Here is a 19,198-nt window from a genome sequence, read left to right on the forward strand (position 1 = left end):
TCAGGCGTGGTCGCGCCAGCTGCGGACACGCTGCTTCATGCCCTCTATGTCGAGCACGCCTTCGGCAAAGCCCTTGCGCACGAGCTCTTCGGGAACAAACTCGTCGTAGCGGTCAAAGTAAGGCACCTCGCCAGGATAGACGAGCTCGATGGGATCGAAGTCCTTTTCGGCCTCGGCGGCGAGCACCTCAAAGAACGTCTCCTCGTCGGCCTTCATCTTAAACTGCATAAAGTACGGGCGTGACGGGTCGAGTCCGCGAAGGCCCAGCTCAGCGGCGCATTTGATTTTAAGCATGCGCTCGAGTGCTAGGAAGGCGTAGCTGCCCAACCAGGGGAAGAGCACCCAGGTGTCGCCACCCAGATTGATGAGCGGCTTAGTTCCCGCGCCCGAAATCTCGGCGGTATGACGAGCCTGCGCCAAGCGAGCCCGTGCGTTACCCATAAGGTACGGATATGCTGCGTGCTCAGTGAGCGCTTGGCGCATACGCTCGAGCACATGCGTGTTAATGTCGCCGGGGCAGTCGCCAAAGTAGGCCGGCACCCGGCCCTTGACCTGCGTGGCAAAGACAGTGTGGCGCTTCCAGTCCACTTCCTCGACAATCCAGCAGTGTCCGGCGATGGCGATGCGCTCACCGGGCGGGGGCGGATTAACGATCGTGCCCAGCTCGGCCGATTCGCTCCGGACGGTAAACTCCTCGTTTTCCTGGAACACGGCGTAGAACTTAAAGTTGTTGATGATGCGCTCGCCCGCGAGACCCACGATGAGCCCGCCACCTTCGGTGACCTGGATATGGTCGATCTTAATGAGGTGACGTAGCAGCACACGGTAATCGTCTGCCGAGACACGGTGGAAATAGCTGAGCGTGAGCACGCGCTGGGCAAGTTCGGCCGGCGTGAGCTCGCCGGTGCTGGCGAGGGTCGACATAGTCTGGTGATAGAGCAGGCTGTAGGGGAGACGATCGAGCTCGGGTGGCTCGACCCACTTTTCCTCGCGATAGAGTTGTACGAGCGCGATACCCTGCAGGAGCTTCCAGGGAATGGTTTCGGGCATCATCGTGCGCGGCTCGGGCTCTTCCTCGCGCATGACAAACCACATCTCGGGCGGAAGATCGCGACGGCCTGTGCGCCCCATGCGCTGCAAAAAGGAGCTGACGGTAAACGGCGCGTCAATCTGGAAGGCGCGCTCCAGGCGGCCGATATCGATACCGAGCTCCAGCGTAGAGGTGGTGACGGTCGTCTGTGTCTGTTCCTCGTCGCGCATGAGCTCTTCTGCCGTCTCGCGCAGCGATGCCGAAAGATTGCCGTGGTGGATGAGAAAGCGGTCGGGCTCGTGCCGGCTCTCGCAGTAGCTACGCAGCATGGAGCATACGGCCTCTGCCTCCTCGCGCGAGTTGGCAAAGACCAGGCATTTGCGGCCGCGGGTGTGTTCGAAGATATAGCCCATGCCGGGGTCGGCGTTGTCGGGCGCCGTGTCGGTGGGGTTGAGAAGCGCCTGCTCGGTCGCTCGTGGGATGTCGACTTCGCCCTCGGGGGCCGAGGAAGTTTGGCGGTCCTTGGGAGCGGCCTTGCCCCGTGCCCGCTCACGACGTTGATGGCGCTCCTCTTGTGTGAGCTGTCCGCTGTGACGCATGTCTTGGGCGCCGGCGGGCAGCGCCGCGGATGCCGCTGCCTCGATGCGCTCGCACGCGAGTACTTCGGCCTCTTGAGGACCTGTGCCCATGAATCCCCGCTGCTGAGCCTGGGGGCCCGAGTTGTAGAAGTGCTCCATGGAGATGCGCCACACGCGGCGCGGTTCCTCAAAGCGGGGGATAACGCAGTCGCGCCCCGTTCCCTGCGAGAGAAAGGCGCCCGTGCGCTCGGGGTCGCCGATGGTGGCCGAAAGGCCAATGCGGCGGGGCTGCACGCCTGCCATGCGCGAGAGGCGCTCGATAAGACAGAGCGTCTGCCCGCCGCGGTCGCCGCGCATGAGCGAATGGACTTCGTCGATAACCACATAGCGCAGGTCGCAAAACATGCGCGGGATCGCCATGTGCTTATGGATCAGGAGTGCCTCGAGCGACTCGGGCGTAATCTGTAGGATGCCGCTCGGTTTTTTGATGAGTTTGGCCTTGTGTGATTGCGAGACATCGCCATGCCAGTGCCAGACGGGGATATCGGCTTCTTCGCACAGGTCGTTGAGGCGGAAGAATTGGTCGTTGATGAGCGCCTTGAGGGGGCCAATGTAGAGGGCGCCCACGCTTGCGGGCGGGTTCTCCCAAAACTCGGTCAGGATGGGAAAGAAGGCTGCCTCGGTTTTGCCGGAAGCCGTGGATGCCGTCAGGAGCACATTGTCCTGTGTGTTGAAGATGGCATCTGCCGCCGCAACCTGGATAGAGCGCAAGCTCTCCCAATCGTGGGAGTAGATGAAGTCTTGGATAAACGGGGCGTAGCGGTCAAAGGCGTTCACGGGGCCTCCTTTCAACAACGAATCTCTCAACGCGGCTGGCAACGGCTTGCTGCATTACTGCTTCAACGTTTGCCCAGATAAAACCTGCCAAAATAAACCTGTCCCTTTTTGGTGGGTTAGATGGTGAACTCGGCGAAGTTGCGGTCGCCGCCTGCGGTGCCGGTGTCGCCTGTTGCGGTTGCCGGCGCCAACGCGTCGCCGCCGACGCTTTGCAGCAGCTCGGCCACGTTGGCGTCGGGGTTTTGGCATAGGATGTCGAGCAGCTCGATAAAGTCACGAATGACTTCACGCGGCGTCAGATGCGTGTCGGCTCCCACGCGACCGAACTCGATCTTGAGGAAGTCCACCAAGTCGTTCTCGGTAAGCGTGGGCGTCCAGCCAAAGTAGCCGGCGTGAATTTGCATGAGTTTTTCGATCAGCACCAGCAGCTCCTCGTAGGTGAGTGGCTGCAGGCGGATGATGGGCGCGAGCATGTCCTTAAGGTCTTCGCGCGCAAAGCGGCCCTGAGCGAGTCGGCTGCGCAGGGCCTCGTAGGAGAACACGCCGCGGCGGCGGTCTTCGATGGAGGTTGGCGTGCCGCCCATGATCATGCCTAGGTACTGCGCCTTGCCCTGGAGCGTGTCGTTGTACATGGTCAGGATCTTCTCGTAGTTGTATTGGCGCGTGATGGCGTTGGGAATCTTATACAGATTCACGAGCTCGTCGATGAGCACCAGCATGCCCTTGTAGCCACTGCAGACCAAAAAACGCGCGATGAGTTTGACGTAGTCGTACCAGTCGTCATCGCTGATGATGGTTGAGGAGCCCAGCTCGGCGCGTGCCTCGCTCTTGGTGCGGTATTCGCCGCGAATCCATTTGGTCACGCGGCTCATGGTCTCTTCGTCGCCCCCGGATGCGGCCATGCGATAGCGGCGGAGCATGCGGGTGAAGTCGAAGCCGTGGACCATCTCCTCGAGCGGGGCCAGTTGGGCATTGACGACCGATTCGTCGACGTCGGCACACGAGGCGACCCAGCGATCCAGAATAAGGTTGAGCGCACCGCCCTCGGGGCGCGTCTTGGTCGATATATTGCGGATGAGCTCGCGGTAGGTGGCAAGGCCCTGCCCCTGACCGCCCTGCAGGCGTCGCTCGGGCGACAAGTCGGCATCGGCGACGACGAATCCCTCGCCCATGGCGTGCGTGCGGATGGTCTGGAGCAAAAAGCTCTTACCGGCGCCGTAGCGACCGACTAAAAAGCGGAAGCTCGCGCCGCCATCGGCGATGAGACTTAAATCGGTGAGCAGGGCGCGGATCTCGACCTCGCGCCCTACGGTGATGTAAGGAAGGCCGATGCGCGGGACCACGCCGCCCTTGAGCGAGTTGAGAATGACGGCAGCGACGCGCTTGGGCACGCGGGGTGCTGCGGATGCGGTATCACTCATGGTCTAGGTATCCTCTCACGTCTGCTTCGTAGTCCTCGATAATCTGCGGCCCTGCCGCGCCGAATTCGATAACGGTGTCTCCCACCAGGTCAAAGAGCGCCTCGTTGATGGTATCGACAAGCATGTCCTCACTCTTGCCCGACTGCGCCACCGCCGATGCCGTCTGCGCTGCGTTTTGCTCGAGTAGTGCTCGAAGATAGGCGTCTGCGGCGGGATCGAGTGCGGACGCGGTGTCAGCGGACGTGGGTGCTGGTGCGAGGAGCGGGGCCACGACGCCAAACTGCTCGGTGGAGATGGTCGGCTCGCTAGCCTCGTCCTGCTGCATGGTCGTCGCGACTGGTTCGGCGATCGTGCCGGCCACGGGCTTGGCTTCCCGTCGTTCGGCAACTGTCACCTCGGCATCCGCAAGCGTGCCGTCCTCGCGTTCCTCGTCGATCAAAAGCGCTTCGCGCGTTTGTGCGGCAGCGCTCCGAATGTGCCCCAGCTGGCTCAGATCGATATCGATCTTGACGGGCTGGTGTGCGGCGTCCCACGAAAGCCATGCCACAATCTCGTCATCGATAATCTTGGCCAGATATTTGGGGACCTTTTCTTCCTTAAGGGGATGGGCAGGGTCCAGGGCCAGGCGCAGGCGTTGGTCGCAGGCGCGCATCATCTCGCCAAGTTTGCTGCTCTTTTGTCTGCTGCCGTGAATCCGCATGCATTCCCAAAAACCGTTTTGGCAACGGTAGATATGGATGGGGTCCAGACGGTATTCGCAGTCCTCGTGGCGCTCGGGCGCAAAGAATACGGCCGAGGCAAACATGGTGTAGGGCATGGCCGTCTCCTCCCCAAATAAACTTGCCACGATGCCGGTCTTTCGGTGCGTGTCATAGTAGCGCGCCATGCGGACATACACGGCGCACGCCACGTGGCGCAGATCACGGTGGTGGCTGCGGTCGAGCCGCGAGCTACTTAGGTTGTACGTGGAGAGGGCGTTGATGGCGGCCATGAGTCGCTCCTCGCGCACCTCATCGGGCGGAAGGGGGAGCGTGGGCTCGGAGGTTTTGCGACGCTTAGGGGTCTGGCCGGACGGTGCCGGTACAAGGTCTCGTGCCGCGCGCCGCAGTTCGATAAGGGCGTTATCGAACATGACGGTTTTAGAGTCGCGAAGCAGCTTGGGGTCGAGCCCGTGGAACACGGCGTAATCTTGCAGCCACACGCGCGCAAACCGGTCGATGCCGGGCTCGAGGGCGCGATAGACATCCCAAAAAGCCTTGATCTTGTTAAAACCATCGAGTGGATTATCTACGCCAATGCCGCAGATCAGCTCATAGAGATACAGAAAGGCAAAGGACGTAGACGTTTCCTCGACGGTTCCGCGGCGCACTTGGGCACGCCAGGTAAAGTAGCCGCGCAGTTGCCGGTCGCTCATGGCGTTGTAGGTGGGAAAGTACGACTTAAAGGTGCCGTTGTAGGGACAGTCGTCCTCAAAGTCGGCCATCAGCAGGCCCTGGCGGTAAAAAAGCTCGGCTTCCGAAAGCCAGCGGCCCGCACCGCCCTTGGGGTCATCCTGCCAGCGCGATATCTCGCGCATTTTACGGTACTGGTCGGGGAGGAAATTCTGCATCTGTCGGCCGGTTTTGAGAATCGGCTCGTCTGCGTAGGTTTCGTTTGAGAAGCGGGCGGACTGATGGGTCCGGGCCTCGGCCATAATGCGCTCGATGAGCATCTTGATGTCCTGGTCGGCCACCGCTCCTCCTCTCGAACGCAGCTACGGTGACCTCATATCATAGCACAGCATCAAACAGATGTTCGAGATACCGCTGCGTTGCTAGATTTAGAACAGGAGGGCGTATATGACGGCGATGACGACGGAGGGAAGCATATTGGCCGTGCGGAAGGTCTGAGGACGGATGAGGTTGACGCCGACGCAGAAGATGAGCATGGAGCCTACGAGCGAAAGGCTGTTGAGGGCTGCTGTGGTCATGATGGGGGAGAGCGCGCCGGCAAACAACGTGATCGTCCCCTGGAACACGGCGACGGGCAGGGCGGAGAAGATGCAGCCGCGGCCAAGCGAGGCCGTCATGGTGCAGACGATGATGCAGTCCAGTGCGCCCTTGAGGGCAAGCGTTGACCAGTCGCCGAGCAGGCCGTCCTGGATCGATCCCACAATGGCCATGGCGCCGATGCACACGGTGAGTGAAGTCGAGACAAAAGCGTTGGTGAACTCGTTATCGCCCTCACTGCCAGTCTTGCGCTTGAGCCATTCGCCAAGGTTCTCGATGGCGGCCTCCAAGTTGATGGCCTCGCCGATGAGCGAACCGAGCGCAAATGAGACGATGAGCATGGTGGTACCGGTGGTCGCTAGCGCCTTTCCATCGATGATGAGCATCTTTTGCATGGTGCCGCCCAGGCCGATAAACAGGACGCACAGCCCCGATGCTTTCATGAGCGTGTCTTGGATGCGCGGTGTAATGAAGCGGCCGCCCGCTAATCCCAAAAGACCGCCCGCAACTAAAAGCGCAACGTTGATGATTGTTCCCAAGCCCGGCATGAGCCCTCCTGTATTGATGCCAACGTGGCAATCGTAGCAGAACGAAATGCGAGGCACATCGCGACTCATCTAATACGTTATATAAGTGGTATTAGGAATGATGCGCAGCATTTAAGCCTCAGGTGGTTGTCGGGACATAGGGGTAGTAGTCAAAGCGCAGTGTCATAAGCCGCTGCGGGGATTCAATAGCCGCGGCGATGATATTGGCATCGCGGGCACGATCAAACCCTTCGAGTTCGATCTGATACGAGACGTCTTGCATAATGTCCAGACGTCGCCAGGCTAGAAGTGTGTCGCCATCGAATTCCAAGGTCTTGCCTCCGTCTGGGGCAACGGCGTATAGACGCAGTTTAGCGGTGGTTGCAGGGTCGACAACCGTGACCTTTTTAATTTCGTTTCGAGTATTCTTGGCGCCCAACAAGGTGAGCAGTGTTGGGGCCACGACCTCGCCCGATGGCAAAAAGACGACTTCGATGGATTCGGGAAATGCGATGATGGCCGACTTGCGGACGGGCTGATTGGCGGCGGCAACTTCGATGTTTGCAGCATCGATGACCTCTGTGTGGTCGAGGGCGGCAAGCACGCAGCAGTTACCTTCATCGATCTCCTGAGGATCAGCAAGTCCCAGACTGTCCGCGAGCTCGGGATCGTTTGGACCGGTAGCGGGCTCATTCGGTGCTTCGAAAGAAGCTGGGACGCTGTTTGTCGGCGACGGCGTGTCGCCCGCACCTGCTTCTTTGTCCGTGCTCTCTTCTTGTATGGTTGCGTTGATGGGTTCGTCGTTTGAGGGGAGCGTCTTGGCGTCAAGCGCGGAGGGGACAATCCCGATGGCTCCGGATCCGTTCCACTCCATTTCGAGAAGCGCCGGGTCGGCAAGAATGCGTTGCCTGCTTTGCGCGTGGGCATCGATTTCAATAGGGCCTGCCTCTATCCCTCGTGTAAGGCTGAGTGATCCGGCTGGCTTCTCGAAATGAGCGTCTGTGTCTTTGGTGCTGACGGCGTAGAACAGCAGGGATGCTTCTCCCGCCGCGATGGCATCGGTGCCCGCCTTGGTCAGCCGCAGCGATGCCGTGAATGAGAGGGTGGGCTGCACATCGTCTGCATTCGCGGCGGCGCAGCCCAGACATATACCGCCTCCTTTCTCGAAAAACGCACCGTCGAAGGCGACCTTCGCTCCGTTCGCCGAGTCATCGACCGAAGCGATATCGATGCGCAACCCCAAATCGCACGGATCGCCATCTGCATCGAGCACAATCGAGCGCCATGTGCAGACGGCGCACCCCGCCTGGGAGCCGTTTGCCTTGTTCGAACGATTGATATCCACGACTATCGAGCCGTCCGTATTACGACGAAGGCATCCCGAGGTTGAGATTGCGGCCTGTGCGAACGAAAAACGCTTGCACGCAATGGCGCTCGACGGATTTGGTGCGGAGCTTAGGGCTGCTGGTAAGGAGTCTGCCATGACGGGAGTCGCCCAAGCGGCGACAGGCGTTCCGGTTGCGAGCGCGCCGCAGAGTGCGACGACGGGCAAAAGGTTCTTCGATGCCATGGGGTCTCCTTAGCTAATTTAGTGCGGCCTGTCCGTGTTTCGTTTCTGGCTGCGTTTGATGTGCAGACCGAGGCCGGCGGTTCCCGCACCTGCTGCCGTGGCGCCTGCTGCCAAGAGCCATCGTCTGTCGTCTGTCTGTGCCAACGGTTCCTTGCAGTTGCCGCGGTCGAGCTCCGAGAGGTCGACCGTCACTTGCGTGGCGGCCTGCGCCTGTTCTTGCTGGGCAAAGGCCATGGCTGGCCCAAACGCTAGGATACTGACGGCGGCCAGGGCGACGGCCTTATGCCGTGTGCGCACCGGGCTCGACCGTCCAGGTGATCGTTGCAACCTGATCGCCTTCGCCGGTTACGCGGAAGATGTCGCGCGTGACGCGGGCGACGTTTCCGCTTGTCTTGAGCTTAATTTTGTCCGTGCCGCCGGCAATGCCCTGGTAGCCCATGTCGAAGGCTGCATTCTTGGAAAGATCGAGGCCCGTCTCCTGCATTGCGGCGCTGGCGTTCTGGAGTGCGCCGTCGGGGCCGACCTTAAAGTCGATGGAATTCTGCGCGGTTCCGGCCTTGGCGTCGGCGGCAATGGTCCAGGTGTTCATGGCGTCGATCTTCATGTTGGTGACATGGATGCCGTAGGCCGAATGATTGTCGATGGTGGTCGCGTCTTCTGAGGGGCCCTGAAGCGTGCCGTCGGCCTTGGCGACGAAGGGAATAACCGTCGGAACTTTGAACTCTACGTTGTCGATCTCGGTCCTGACCATTACTTTCGTGGTTCCAACGCGCCCGGCTGCCAGAGCTGGCGTCGGGGCGGCGCCCATTGCGAGCGCGAGCGCGAGCCCTGCGCCCACGACGAGCGCTCTGGCTCCGTTCATGTTCCTGGTGATGTCCATGGTCGTTCCTTTCTATTCGCCGCGGGCCGTCCCCGCGATGATTGGACGAATGCTGGTGAATTGCGTGCGGTGTCGCGTCGGCCGAAAAAGCTAGTTCTCGGCTTGCTCAACCCGTACCTTGACACGTGTCGGATTGCCGTGGCTGTCGAGGGTCTTGGCATCGAGTGCCTGGATCTCGATGTATGCCTCGCCTTCTTTGATGTCGCCGGCGGGGCACGTCTCGATTGTCTTGCCGGTCTCGACCACACCGGATTCGTACATGGTCTCGTCGTTTTGGATGACGCGGAATCGCTGGGGAAATTTATTGTCTTGGACGTTTTGCACGTTGACGCGCAGCTTGCCGTCCTCCTGTAGCTGAGCGACCGGCGCGACCGAAATCGTCATCATGTTGTCGCGGACGATGGCATCGAGCTCATCTTGGATTTCTTGTCGCGATTTACCCTCTGCCGTCGTGACTGAGGCGCCCGCTTCGGGCACGGGCTGCGACTGCCAGGCGTATAGCCCTACGGCGATGAGGGCGCAGGCGATAGCCAGGCAGACAACGACGAGTTTCTTGCGACGCCCCAGTCCTGCGAGGCGGGGCGGCTTCTTCGCACTCATGCGGCGTCCTTGGTGGTGTAGACACGTGCGAACGTGGACGGGTCCGCTCCAAAGAGCATGTGAAGCATCAGGCGGCGCGAGTAGATGAGCTCGTCAAAGTCGTGAGGGAGCTCGATGTCGTGGATACGCGCGATGTGGTGGGCGAGCGCCGAGAACGACTCGGGGTCGCAGATAACATCGGTGGTGACGTGGTAGACCGCCGTATCGGGGAACGCCTCTTCGTCGAAAGGCAGGAGATAGGGATCGTCGTCGACCTCGATGGCGACGCCGTACTGGGGCCAGTAATATGCCATGGGAACCTCCCTGCTTCTGGGGCCAAAACTTCTATCGGTTTTGGCTGTCGACGCCGACCGTATCAGCCGCTACTTGACCAATTTCTGACCAAATGCTTGACGGTTTGACATCTCCGCAGGTAAAAGGTGGAAAAATTACTTCAACTTTTTTCGAGCGACAATCGAGCGGTCGGCGACGGCGGGGCGATATGTGTCAAAAGCATCGTCTGCCGAGGAAGCCTTGCCGTTCGCCGAATTGCACAAACGTAAAAATCGCCAATTATGGAGACGGTCTCGAACACGTCGACGAAACGATGCGGTAACATCTCCCTGCAAACACTGTAGTTAGCTAAAGGGGGAGTTCGCGTGTCTGCAACCATTAAACCCTTCACCGATGAGTTCGAAGAGTATGGCCGCGATGAATCTCGTGCATCGGGCGAAGCATCGAGCATCTCGTTTCCGACAACGGAAGACGAGGTCCGTGCCATTTTGGAAACGCTCCATGCCGAGCGTGTCCCGGTAACGGTTCAGGGCGCCCGAACCGGCCTTGCCGCCGGTGCCGTGCCCCACGGTGGGCATATCCTCAATACTTCCCGTATGAATCGCTACTTGGGCCTTCGCCGCGATGAACAAGGCCAATTTCTGCTGCGCGTGGAGCCGGGCGTTGTGCTCTCGGAGCTGCGTAAGCAGCTGAGCAAGAAGGTACTGCCGACCGCTGGTTGGGACCAGGTATCGCTTGAGGCCTACGAGGAGTTCCAAGAGTCCCCCGAGCAGTTCTTTCCCACCGATCCCACCGAGGCATCTGCCTGTCTGGGTGGCATGGCGGCATGCAACGCCTCCGGCGCCCGCAGCTACGCTTACGGCCCCATGCGCCCGCATATCACGGGACTCCACGTCGCGCTGGCTGATGGCGATTTGCTTGAGCTTCAGCGCGGCGAGGCTTTTGCCCAGGGCCGCCACCTGTCGCTCGTGACGGCAGAGGGTCATACATTCGAGCTTGATCTTCCTGACTACACCATGCCCAAGACCAAAAATGCCTCGGGGTATTTTGTTGCGGACGATATGGACGCCATCGATCTTTTTATCGGTGCGTGCGGCACGCTCGGCGTCATTACCGAGCTCGAGATCGCCCTGCAGGCGGCACCTTCGGTCGTATGGGGTGTGAGTTGCTTTTTCGATAGCGAAGACAAGGCCGTGTCCTTTACCGATTCCGTGCGTCCCGTGCTGTCCCATGCCGCCGCTATTGAGTATTTCGATGCTGGCGCCCTGGATATCCTGCGTCGCCAGCGCGAGCAGTCGACAGCGTTTGCCTCGCTGCCGGCGCTCGACGACGAGGCAAAGGTCTGTGTCTACGTGGAGCTCGACTGCGATGACGAGGCGCAGGCGACCGAGGAGCTGTACCACTTGGGATGGGTGCTGGAGCTTGCGGGCGGCCGCGACGATGCGACATGGGTCGCCCGCAACGAAGTCGATCGCGAGTGCCAGCGGTTCTTCCGCCACGCGGTGCCCGAGAGCGTCAACATGCTCATTGACGAGCGTCGCCGCACCGACCCCACCATTACCAAGCTGGGATCGGATATGTCGGTGCCCAATGCACGCCTTGCCGATGTCGTGGCCCTCTATCGCCGCACGCTGGCCGAAAGCGGGCTTGAGTCTGCTGCCTGGGGACACATCGGGAACAACCATCTGCATGTGAACATCCTGCCGCGCGATGCGCAAGACTACCGTCGTGGTGGAGAGCTCTTTGCCCAGTGGGCTTCCGAGGTCACGGCCATGGGCGGTGCCGTTTCTGCCGAACACGGCGTCGGCAAGATCAAGGCGGGCTTCTTGGAGACGATGTACGGCCACGAGGCCATGGTCGAGTCGGCGCGTCTCAAACTCCAGCTTGATCCTGCCGGCCAGCTGGGTCGCGGCAACCTGTTTACGGAGAAGCTCTTGGATGAACTCGTCCAGAAAGGGGGCGCGTGAAGATGAGTGATTTCCATATGGTGGTGTGCGTCAAGGCGGTGCCCGGAAGCACCGAGGTCAAGATGGACCCCAAGACCAATACTATCGTGCGTGATGGCAAGCAGGCGGTCGTTAATCCCTTCGATGCAAGTGCCCTCGAATGTGCGCTAGCGCTGAAGGACGACTTTATCGGCTTTGGCATGGACGTGCGTGTGACGGTGGTGTCGATGGGCATCCCCGCGACCGAATCGCTGCTGCGCGACTGCATCGCCCGCGGTGCCGACGACGCGCTGCTGCTGACCGATCGCGCCTTTGCGGGCGCCGATACCCTAGCCACCACCTATGCCCTCAAATGCGGCATCGAGGCACTCGATGAGGACTTTGACCTGCTCATCTGCGGCAAGATGGCAGTGGACGGCGATACGGCCCAGATCGGCCCCGAGCTGGCCGGCGCCTTTGGGGTCCCCTGCGTGACCGACGTGAGCTGTGTGCAGAGCGCGGGATTTACGACGTGTGGCTCGCTGGCGCTCGTTCACGGCTGCGATGCCGGCGAGGAGACGGTGTACCTGGAGATGCCGTGTGCGATGACGACCGCCAAGGAGATTGGCCAGCTGCGCATGCCGAGTATTGCCGGTATTCGCGCGGCCGAGGATGCAGACGTGCGTGTGGCCAGCGCTGCCGACGTAAACGCCGATCCCTCGCGTTGCGGCCTTGCCGGATCACCGACGCAGGTCGTGCGCTCGTTTGTGCCCGACCGTGACCAAACGTGCGAGGCCGTTGAGGGAACGGCGTCCGAGCAGGCGGTAAAACTTGCCAAGATTATTGAGGGGATGGCATAGATGAGCGGGCTGATTATCGATAGCGAAGCCTGTATCGGCTGCGGTCGCTGCGTTCGCGCCTGCGCCTCGGGCGGCATTGTGGTGGAGGGTGAGCGCCCCAATCGCTGTGCCCGCGTAACCGACGGCTGTATCCTGTGCGGTGGGTGCGTCGACGCCTGCCCCGTCAACGCCATCTCGATTGAGCGCGACGAGGCCGCCGGCGCGGCAGACCTTGACGCATATCGAGACATCTGGATCTTCGTGCAGACTGACGAGCACGATGCCGTTGCATCCGTGGCCTTCGAGCTCATGGGCAAGGGGCGCGAGCTTGCCGATGCCCGCGGCTGCCGTCTGGTGGCACTGGTCGGCATGAGCCCCGAGGGCTCACTCGGGGACCTGGAGCATCTGATTTGCGCCGGTGCGGACGAAGTTCTGGTCTGTCGTGACGAGCGCCTGCGTCAGAACGACGCGGAGGTCTACGCTCGCTTGATCTGCGATTTGGTAGCCGAGCGCAAGCCCGAGGCCATTCTGTACGGCGCGACCGCCTTTGGTCGCGAGCTGGCGCCCGGTGTGGCCGTGCGCTTGCAGACGGGTCTTACGGCCGATTGCACGGTGCTTTCTATGGATACGGAGACGGGTCTGCTGCAGCAGACGCGCCCGGCGTTTGGCGGCAACCTGATGGCCACCATTATCTGCCCCAACCACCGTCCTCAGATGGCAACGGTGCGCCCCGGCATCTTTAAGGCGCCCGAGTTTGACTATAGCCGCTCCGGCACGATTACCCAGGTAGTGCTTGCGGATGACGTTAAGGCCCGCGTCGAGATCTCGATTCCCGCCGAGGAGTGGGGACAGCAGGCCTCAATTGCCGATGCCGAGCGTCTGGTCGTGGTGGGCCGCGGCATCGGCTCCAAGAAGAATCTGCCCCTGATGCGAAAGCTCGCCGATGCCCTGGGTGCCGAGCTTGGTTGCACGCGTCCCATTGTGGAGGCAGGCTGGTTGGAGTATCGCCACCAAATTGGCCAGACGGGTGTATCGGTCTCGCCCAAGCTCCTCGTGAGCATCGGTGTCTCGGGCGCTATCCAGCATCTCGCCGGCATCGGTGGGGCGGAGTGCATTGTCGCCATCAATGAGGACCCGGATGCCCCCATCTTTGGTGCCGCCCAGTACAAGGTCGTCGGCGATGCCGTTGAGATCGTCGAGGAGCTGCTGGCTCAGCTTGAGCGCTAAGCGCGCGTCAGCCAGTCGCGCATCTCGTCCTTTAGGCGGCTCCAGGTTGCCTGCGTGGCGGGGTCGGTAAAGGGCCGCGTAATGCCAAAGGGCGCGTCGAGCAGGCGGTGGATATCGCCCTGTTTGCGCGCCAGCGCGCGGCTCGCTGGATAGACGAGCTCAAACATAAAGCAGATGAGTCCCACCAGGTAGTCTGCGGGCTCATCGCGCTCATCGCGTGCGACGCAGCGGTGCTCGTCAAAGGCGGTAAGCGCCGGTGTCGAGAAGTGGCTGGCGAGAAACGTGTCCTCATCCACCTTGAGGATGGTGTCGACGGTGCTGTCGGCGATGGTGCGCATAATGTCGATCTTGTCGCCATCGCGCACGATCTCGCAGAAGCTCCGTGTACGGGTGTCGAGTTCCGTGGGCAGGCGAAAATCACTGTGGTGGGCGATGCTCGCGCGGATCAGTTCGTCCTCTGCCGGGTCATCGATAAAGTCGCGGATGCTCGTTACGGCGGGTGCATCGGCGGGATTCTCGCCAAAGAGGACCTCGATGCCCAGCGCTGCATGGCTCATGCTCTCGGCGTCCTTAAAGGTGTCCCAGTGCCGCAACTGCTCAAAGCGGCCCATATCGTGTAGCAGGCCGCAAAGCCATGCCAGGTCAATATCTTCTGACGACCAGCCCTGCTCGCGCGCTACGGCATCGCATGCCTCGGCCACGTGGTACGTATGCTCGATTTTGAGCGCGATGCGTGGGTTGGTGGCGTCGTAGGCATCGGTGTAGCTTTTGAAGGCCGCGCGCGCCCGGTCTCGATCGATAGCTGTCATAATGACTTCCTAAAAAGTTGTGTCTTTCGATCCGGTGGCAATTGTAGGTGAACTTTATTGCCACCGGTTGATATTTCTGCTGCGTTGCAAGGCGCGCTGCAGACGACTTACCAGAATGGGAGTGGCATGGTCCTTAGGATCTTTAAAATCGTCTGGCCAGTGATGCTTACCTATATTGCAATAGGCGCGCCGTGCGGAATGATCATGGGGCAGACGGGAATGGAGCCCTGGATGGTCTTTGCTCTGAGCAGCACGTTTGTGACGGGCAGCGGCCAGTTTATGATCTGCAATCTTTGGCTGGCGGGCGTGCCTGCAGCATCGATCGTCGCGAGCGTTGCTGCCATCTCCTCGCGCTTTGCGCTTTACTCGGCATCGATCGCGCCGCATCTGACGGGTGCCTCGAAGCGTCAGACGCTGGCTGTTGCCGCGACACTTACCGAGGAGGCATATGGCATCTCGCTTGCCAAGTTGGTTGAAGGGGAGGATTGGGGCCCGCGCGAGTCCTTCGTGCTCAACGTGATCCTTATCGCAACATGGGGCGTTTCGTGTACGATGGGCGCCATCGTCGGCGCCGTTGTCGATGTTCCCACCGCCATTGCAGCCTTTGTCTGCACCTCGCTCTTTATCTGCCTGCTCTTTTCGCAGCGGCTGTCGCGCGGCAACGTTGTCGCGGCGGTTTCGGGCGCGGTGTCCGTCGCCGTATGCAAGTTCTTGGGCCTCACGAATATTGCCGTGCCGGCAAGCGTCGTGGCCGGCATTGCCATTGCGTTGGCGTGCGATGCTGTATTTGACGGAAGAGGTGCCCGCGATGCCCGTTAACGAGTTCTTGGTTCTGTGGCTGTCGTCGTGGGCTGCTATCGCGTTCTTTCGCATCGCGCCGGCGTTTGCCTTGCGCGGGAGAACGCTGTCGCCCCGCATTACCGAGGCCCTGGGTTATATCCCGCCCGCTGCCTTTGCCGCGCTGGTCGCCAACGACTTGGCGAGCCCCGGCGCGTTCGACGCGGGACCCTGGCCTGCCTTGGTTCCCTGGATTGCGGCTGCCGGCGTCGTGGCCGTGGCGGTCAAGACAAAATCGATGCTTTGGTGCTGCGTCTCGGGCATCGTACTCTATATCGTCTTGAGCCTTATATAGGGGTGGCGTCGCGGGCGCCGAATCTCGTTCCATCCCAACTTGTCGAATTTTTCACCGAGCTGGTCTATTTCTTCTGGTACCATGGTCAAACTTTACTGTAGCAAAGCGTGACGTGGGCTTTTGTACCCCGTCAGCGGAAATGGGGGTTTCATGGCACAGGAAGCGACCGCCAACGAGCAAAAGAAATTCAAGGTCCCGCGCATCCCGGGCGACATCATGATCTATCCGATGATCGTCGGTCTTTTGCTCAACACCTTCTGCCCGCAGGTTTTTGAGATCGGCGGATTCTTTACGGCTGCCTGCCGCGGTGGCTCCAATACCATCGTCGCCGCGATCCTGCTGTTTGTGGGCGCCGGCATCAGCTTTAAGTCCACGCCGGGCGCTATCAAGACCGGCATCGTCGTGCTGATTCCCAAGCTGGTCGTCGCAGCGGCTCTCGGCCTGGGCGTGGCATATTTCTTTAACGACAACTTCCTGGGTCTGAGCTCCGTGTCTATCATCGGCGGCATCACGTTTTGCAACATGGCGCTCTATACGGGCATCATGGGCGAGTTCGGCGATGAGTCTGAGCAGGGCGCCGTCGGTATCCTGTTCTTTACGGCCGGCCCCGCCGTCACGATGATCATCCTCGGTGTTTCCGGCCTCGCCAACATTCCCATTGGCACCATTATCGGCTCCATCTTGCCACTCGTTATCGGCATGGTTCTGGGCAACCTGTTCCCGTTTATCAAGAACCTGCTGGTTCCCGGTGCCAATCCCGCGATTGCCGTCATCGGATTTCAGCTCGGTGCGTCCATGAGCCTGTCGAGCTTTATCACCGGCGGTATTTCCGGCATCTTGCTGGGCCTTGTCACGCTGTTTGTCGTCGGTCCCATCACCTTTGCGTTCGAGCGTCTGTGCGGCGGCAATGGCAAGGCCGCTGTGGCTTGCTCCACCATTGCCGGCACGGCTATGACCACACCGGTTGCCCTCGCCGAGGTCGCACCGCGCTACGCCGAGCTTGCGCCCACCGCGTACGCTCAGATCGCCACCGCCGTTATCATCACGGCGGTCATGGCTCCGATTCTGACTGGCTGGGTCGACAAGAAGTTCTGCCAAGGCAAGGAGGATTTGTCGCCTGTCGGTGTCGAGGCCATCGAGGAAGCCGTCGCGACTGACATCGATGGCGAGTAGCAATCGATACCTATCAATGATGCCGGCGTGTGCAATTCGCGCCGTATGGGCGCCCGAACAGAAACTGTTTTGCAGTGATGTTCGGGCGCTCTGCTATTATCCCCTTTACCCCTGCGGAGTAAAGGGGTGTTTATTGCCCTGATTCGAATTGGGCGATTCTGACCACTTGGGTATTGAAGGGATGGCGCTAGTGGTTAAGGCACTTAAGATTGAGATATTCGTGCTATGCATGATTGTTCTTATCGGGCTTGCCGTGCGAAGTCGTCGCTCCTTGTTCTCGAGCACCCAGCAGCTATTGTTTAGCATGCTTGGCTACACCTCTGCCGCGTACATATTATTCGATATGATCTGGACGCTTTCGGACGGTGTGGACGGCACGTTGGGCATTGCTGCCAACTGGATTTCCAACGCGGTTTCGTTTTCGCTCTTTGCTATCGCGTGTCTCATTTGGTTTATCTATTCCGAGACGGTGCAGGGTTCTCGCCTTTTGACCTCGCGCTATAGGGTGGTGCTTGTAGCGTTGCCTACGGCTCTGGTGGTCGTGCTGGCGTTTACCAGTTACTGGACGCACGCCCTGTTCTATATCGATTCGCAGGGCGTGTATCGTCGCGGCTTTGCCTATATGATCCAGCCCATCGTCAGCTACTGTTACGTTATACATACGTCCCTGCATGCATTTGTGCAATCTCGCAGGGTCGAGAGCCTGCAGACGAAGGCCATCTATCGAACCTTGGCATTTTTCGCCATTCCGGCCCTGGTGGGCGGTACCTTTCAGGTCGTATACTCGGTGCCCGGCCTTTGTGTCGGCATAATGATTAGCATGTTGCTGCTCTACATCATCTACCAGGAGCAGCTCATCTCGACCGACCCGTTGACTGGACTTAACAATCGCAACCGTTTTGAGACCTATATGCTGTCGCTCTTCTCAAATGTGGATCAGGCCGAAGATGTATATCTGCTTATGATGGACGGCGACGGCTTTAAGCAGATTAACGATCGCTATGGGCATGTGGAGGGCGACCACGCTCTTCAGGTCATATCCGCTGCGCTCAAAGAAGTCTGCTCGGCGTCTGGCGGCTTTATCGCACGTTATGGTGGCGATGAGTTCGTGGTGCTCCAAAAGGCAGTGGCGGAACAGGATATCATGCATCTGTGCGCGACAATCAACGATGAGCTCGCGCGCGCCGAGGTTCCGTATCTGTTGCGGATGTCCATCGGCTACGCACGGGTTGGTGATGGCGTCGATACCTGGCAAGACTTGCTTCGCGCTGCCGATGCGGAGCTCTACCGTGTCAAGGCCGAGAAAAAGAAAGCTGGCATCCAGATACGCTAGATAAAGGGGTGCAAGCTTGCGTGCATGGCGGCCCTCGGCTCTCCGATGTACTCCATTAAGCTAAAGTGTGCGAACATCCTCCCTAAAAAGGTGAGCTCGCTAGGCCTTTTTGGGCCTGTTGACGATGATGATGCCGCCGCAGACCAACAGCAGGGCAACAAGTACGGTAACAGGGCTCGTGCCAGCGCCCTCGCCGAGCAGCAGAGCGCTCAACAGTACGCCAAAGACTGGATTCATAAAGCCAAAGACCGACACACGGCTGACGGGGTTGACGGCAAGCAGGCGCGACCATAGCGAGTACGCGACGGCGGAGATGAGTGCCATATAGATAATGAGCGCGATGGCGGGGATGATCGCGGTGGGGGAGAGCGCGCCGCCCATCAAAAACCCGATGGCGGTGAGGACCAGGCCGCCGACCAAGAACTGCCACCCGGCAAGCAAGACACCGTCGTGCTCGCGCGAGAAGATGCCGATCAGGCAGGTCGACAGGGCACCCGCGACGGTGGAGGCCAGGATAAAGCCCTCGCCGTCGAGCGTAAAGCCAAAGGTGCCGTCCGCGCCCGAAAGGTTGACGAGCGCGACGCCGGCAAAGCCCAGTGCACAGCCGAGCACCTTGGCCGTACTGAGCTTTTCGGTGCGAAACGCCAGGGCGGCAAAGAGGATTGCGAGGAAGTTGGCGCTGGCCTCGATGATGGAGCTCGACATGGCACTGGCGCGCGAGAGTCCCAGGTAGAAAAAGAAGTACTGCCCGATAGTCTGGAAGAGTGACAGGATGCAGATGGGCTTGATATCGCGTACCTGTGGGACGAGCGGGCGGCGCTGAGCTGTGCTCATACCGACGATAACCAGGATGCCGGCAAGCGTGAAGCGCAAACCTGCAAAGAGTAGCTGCGAGGCGCTATCGTGCGCCGGGATCCCAAAGAGTGCGTAGCCGATCTTGATGCAGGGAAAGGCCGATCCCCAGAGTGCACAGCAAACAAGACAGCCCAGGATGAGTCCGGGCAGGGTGGCGAGATACGGCTTGCGGCTTTCCATGATGTCCTTCCTACATGCGCG

General features: G+C 60.3%; 18 protein-coding genes. 7 read left to right on the forward strand and 11 right to left on the reverse strand.

Annotated elements, in window-relative coordinates:
* From DW899_RS02730 to DW899_RS02770, 9 genes are all read right to left on the reverse strand, one after another.
* Nucleotides 1-2,445: a DEAD/DEAH box helicase gene (locus DW899_RS02730; RefSeq protein WP_117629644.1), complete on the reverse strand. Its 2,445-nt coding sequence runs from the start codon at nt 2,443-2,445 to the stop codon at nt 1-3.
* A 116-nt stretch (nt 2,446-2,561) separates the two neighbouring features.
* The gene (locus DW899_RS02735; protein ID WP_117790672.1) at nt 2,562-3,866 is read right to left on the reverse strand and encodes an ATP-binding protein; all 1,305 of its coding nucleotides are present in this window, start codon (nt 3,864-3,866) and stop codon (nt 2,562-2,564) included.
* Entirely contained in the window at nt 3,859-5,598 is a 1,740-nt protein-coding gene (locus DW899_RS02740; protein ID WP_233539879.1) for a TerB N-terminal domain-containing protein, read from the reverse strand. The genes DW899_RS02735 and DW899_RS02740 overlap by 8 nt, the downstream gene beginning before the upstream one ends.
* A gap of 87 nt (nt 5,599-5,685) precedes the next feature.
* On the reverse strand, nt 5,686-6,402 hold the full coding sequence (locus DW899_RS02745; protein ID WP_172622415.1) for a DUF554 domain-containing protein: 717 nt from the start codon (nt 6,400-6,402) through the stop codon (nt 5,686-5,688).
* A gap of 118 nt (nt 6,403-6,520) precedes the next feature.
* Nucleotides 6,521-7,951: a hypothetical protein gene (locus DW899_RS02750; RefSeq protein WP_117799928.1), complete on the reverse strand. Its 1,431-nt coding sequence runs from the start codon at nt 7,949-7,951 to the stop codon at nt 6,521-6,523.
* Between the two features lie 18 nt (nt 7,952-7,969).
* Nucleotides 7,970-8,248, reverse strand: coding sequence for a hypothetical protein (locus DW899_RS02755; protein WP_117629647.1), 279 nt, complete (start codon nt 8,246-8,248; stop codon nt 7,970-7,972).
* Nucleotides 8,232-8,831, reverse strand: coding sequence for a hypothetical protein (locus DW899_RS02760; protein WP_089573324.1), 600 nt, complete (start codon nt 8,829-8,831; stop codon nt 8,232-8,234). The genes DW899_RS02755 and DW899_RS02760 overlap by 17 nt, the downstream gene beginning before the upstream one ends.
* A gap of 90 nt (nt 8,832-8,921) precedes the next feature.
* Nucleotides 8,922-9,431 (reverse strand): hypothetical protein, encoded by a 510-nt coding sequence (locus DW899_RS02765; RefSeq protein WP_117629648.1) that lies wholly within the window; start codon nt 9,429-9,431, stop codon nt 8,922-8,924.
* Nucleotides 9,428-9,724: a hypothetical protein gene (locus DW899_RS02770; RefSeq protein ID WP_089573322.1), complete on the reverse strand. Its 297-nt coding sequence runs from the start codon at nt 9,722-9,724 to the stop codon at nt 9,428-9,430. Before DW899_RS02770 ends, DW899_RS02765 begins: the two co-directional genes overlap by 4 nt.
* A gap of 345 nt (nt 9,725-10,069) precedes the next feature.
* On the opposite strand from DW899_RS02770, the gene DW899_RS02780 reads away from it, so the two are divergent.
* Genes DW899_RS02780 through DW899_RS02790 form a run of 3 tightly spaced genes read left to right on the forward strand, consistent with a single transcriptional unit; the run spans nt 10,070 to nt 13,695 of the window.
* Entirely contained in the window at nt 10,070-11,671 is a 1,602-nt protein-coding gene (locus DW899_RS02780; protein WP_117799929.1) for an FAD-binding oxidoreductase, read from the forward strand.
* 2 nt (nt 11,672-11,673) lie between these two features.
* On the forward strand, nt 11,674-12,489 hold the full coding sequence (locus tag DW899_RS02785; RefSeq protein ID WP_117563500.1) for an electron transfer flavoprotein subunit beta/FixA family protein: 816 nt from the start codon (nt 11,674-11,676) through the stop codon (nt 12,487-12,489).
* Nucleotides 12,490-13,695 carry an electron transfer flavoprotein subunit alpha gene (locus DW899_RS02790; RefSeq protein ID WP_117629651.1) on the forward strand — a complete coding sequence of 402 codons (1,206 nt, stop codon included), beginning with the start codon at nt 12,490-12,492 and terminating at the stop codon, nt 13,693-13,695.
* Here the strand turns inward: DW899_RS02790 and DW899_RS02795 are convergent.
* Nucleotides 13,692-14,504: an HD domain-containing protein gene (locus DW899_RS02795; protein ID WP_117776077.1), complete on the reverse strand. Its 813-nt coding sequence runs from the start codon at nt 14,502-14,504 to the stop codon at nt 13,692-13,694. The two genes, DW899_RS02790 and DW899_RS02795, sit on opposite strands and share 4 nt — an antisense overlap.
* A 162-nt stretch (nt 14,505-14,666) precedes the next feature.
* Here DW899_RS02795 and DW899_RS02800 point away from each other — a divergent pair, with 162 nt between their 5' ends.
* The 4 genes from DW899_RS02800 to DW899_RS02815 all read left to right on the forward strand — a co-directional run bounded on the left by DW899_RS02800 (nt 14,667) and on the right by DW899_RS02815 (nt 18,142).
* Nucleotides 14,667-15,323 (forward strand): AzlC family ABC transporter permease, encoded by a 657-nt coding sequence (locus DW899_RS02800; RefSeq protein ID WP_255413157.1) that lies wholly within the window; start codon nt 14,667-14,669, stop codon nt 15,321-15,323.
* Nucleotides 15,313-15,636: an AzlD domain-containing protein gene (locus DW899_RS02805; RefSeq protein ID WP_117799930.1), complete on the forward strand. Its 324-nt coding sequence runs from the start codon at nt 15,313-15,315 to the stop codon at nt 15,634-15,636. Before DW899_RS02800 ends, DW899_RS02805 begins: the two co-directional genes overlap by 11 nt.
* A 150-nt stretch (nt 15,637-15,786) precedes the next feature.
* Entirely contained in the window at nt 15,787-16,809 is a 1,023-nt protein-coding gene (locus DW899_RS02810) for a 2-keto-3-deoxygluconate permease (RefSeq protein WP_117799931.1), read from the forward strand.
* Nucleotides 16,810-16,999: 190 nt separating this feature from the next.
* The gene (locus DW899_RS02815) at nt 17,000-18,142 is read left to right on the forward strand and encodes a diguanylate cyclase (protein ID WP_158566555.1); all 1,143 of its coding nucleotides are present in this window, start codon (nt 17,000-17,002) and stop codon (nt 18,140-18,142) included.
* A 99-nt stretch (nt 18,143-18,241) separates the two neighbouring features.
* Here DW899_RS02815 and DW899_RS02820 read toward each other — a convergent pair whose 3' ends face one another.
* The gene (locus DW899_RS02820) at nt 18,242-19,177 is read right to left on the reverse strand and encodes a DMT family transporter (protein WP_117799933.1); all 936 of its coding nucleotides are present in this window, start codon (nt 19,175-19,177) and stop codon (nt 18,242-18,244) included.
* Nucleotides 19,178-19,198 lie beyond the last annotated feature (21 nt).

The sequence above is a fragment of the Collinsella sp. AM41-2BH genome, assembly GCF_003468085.1.
GTDB lineage: Bacteria > Actinomycetota > Coriobacteriia > Coriobacteriales > Coriobacteriaceae > Collinsella.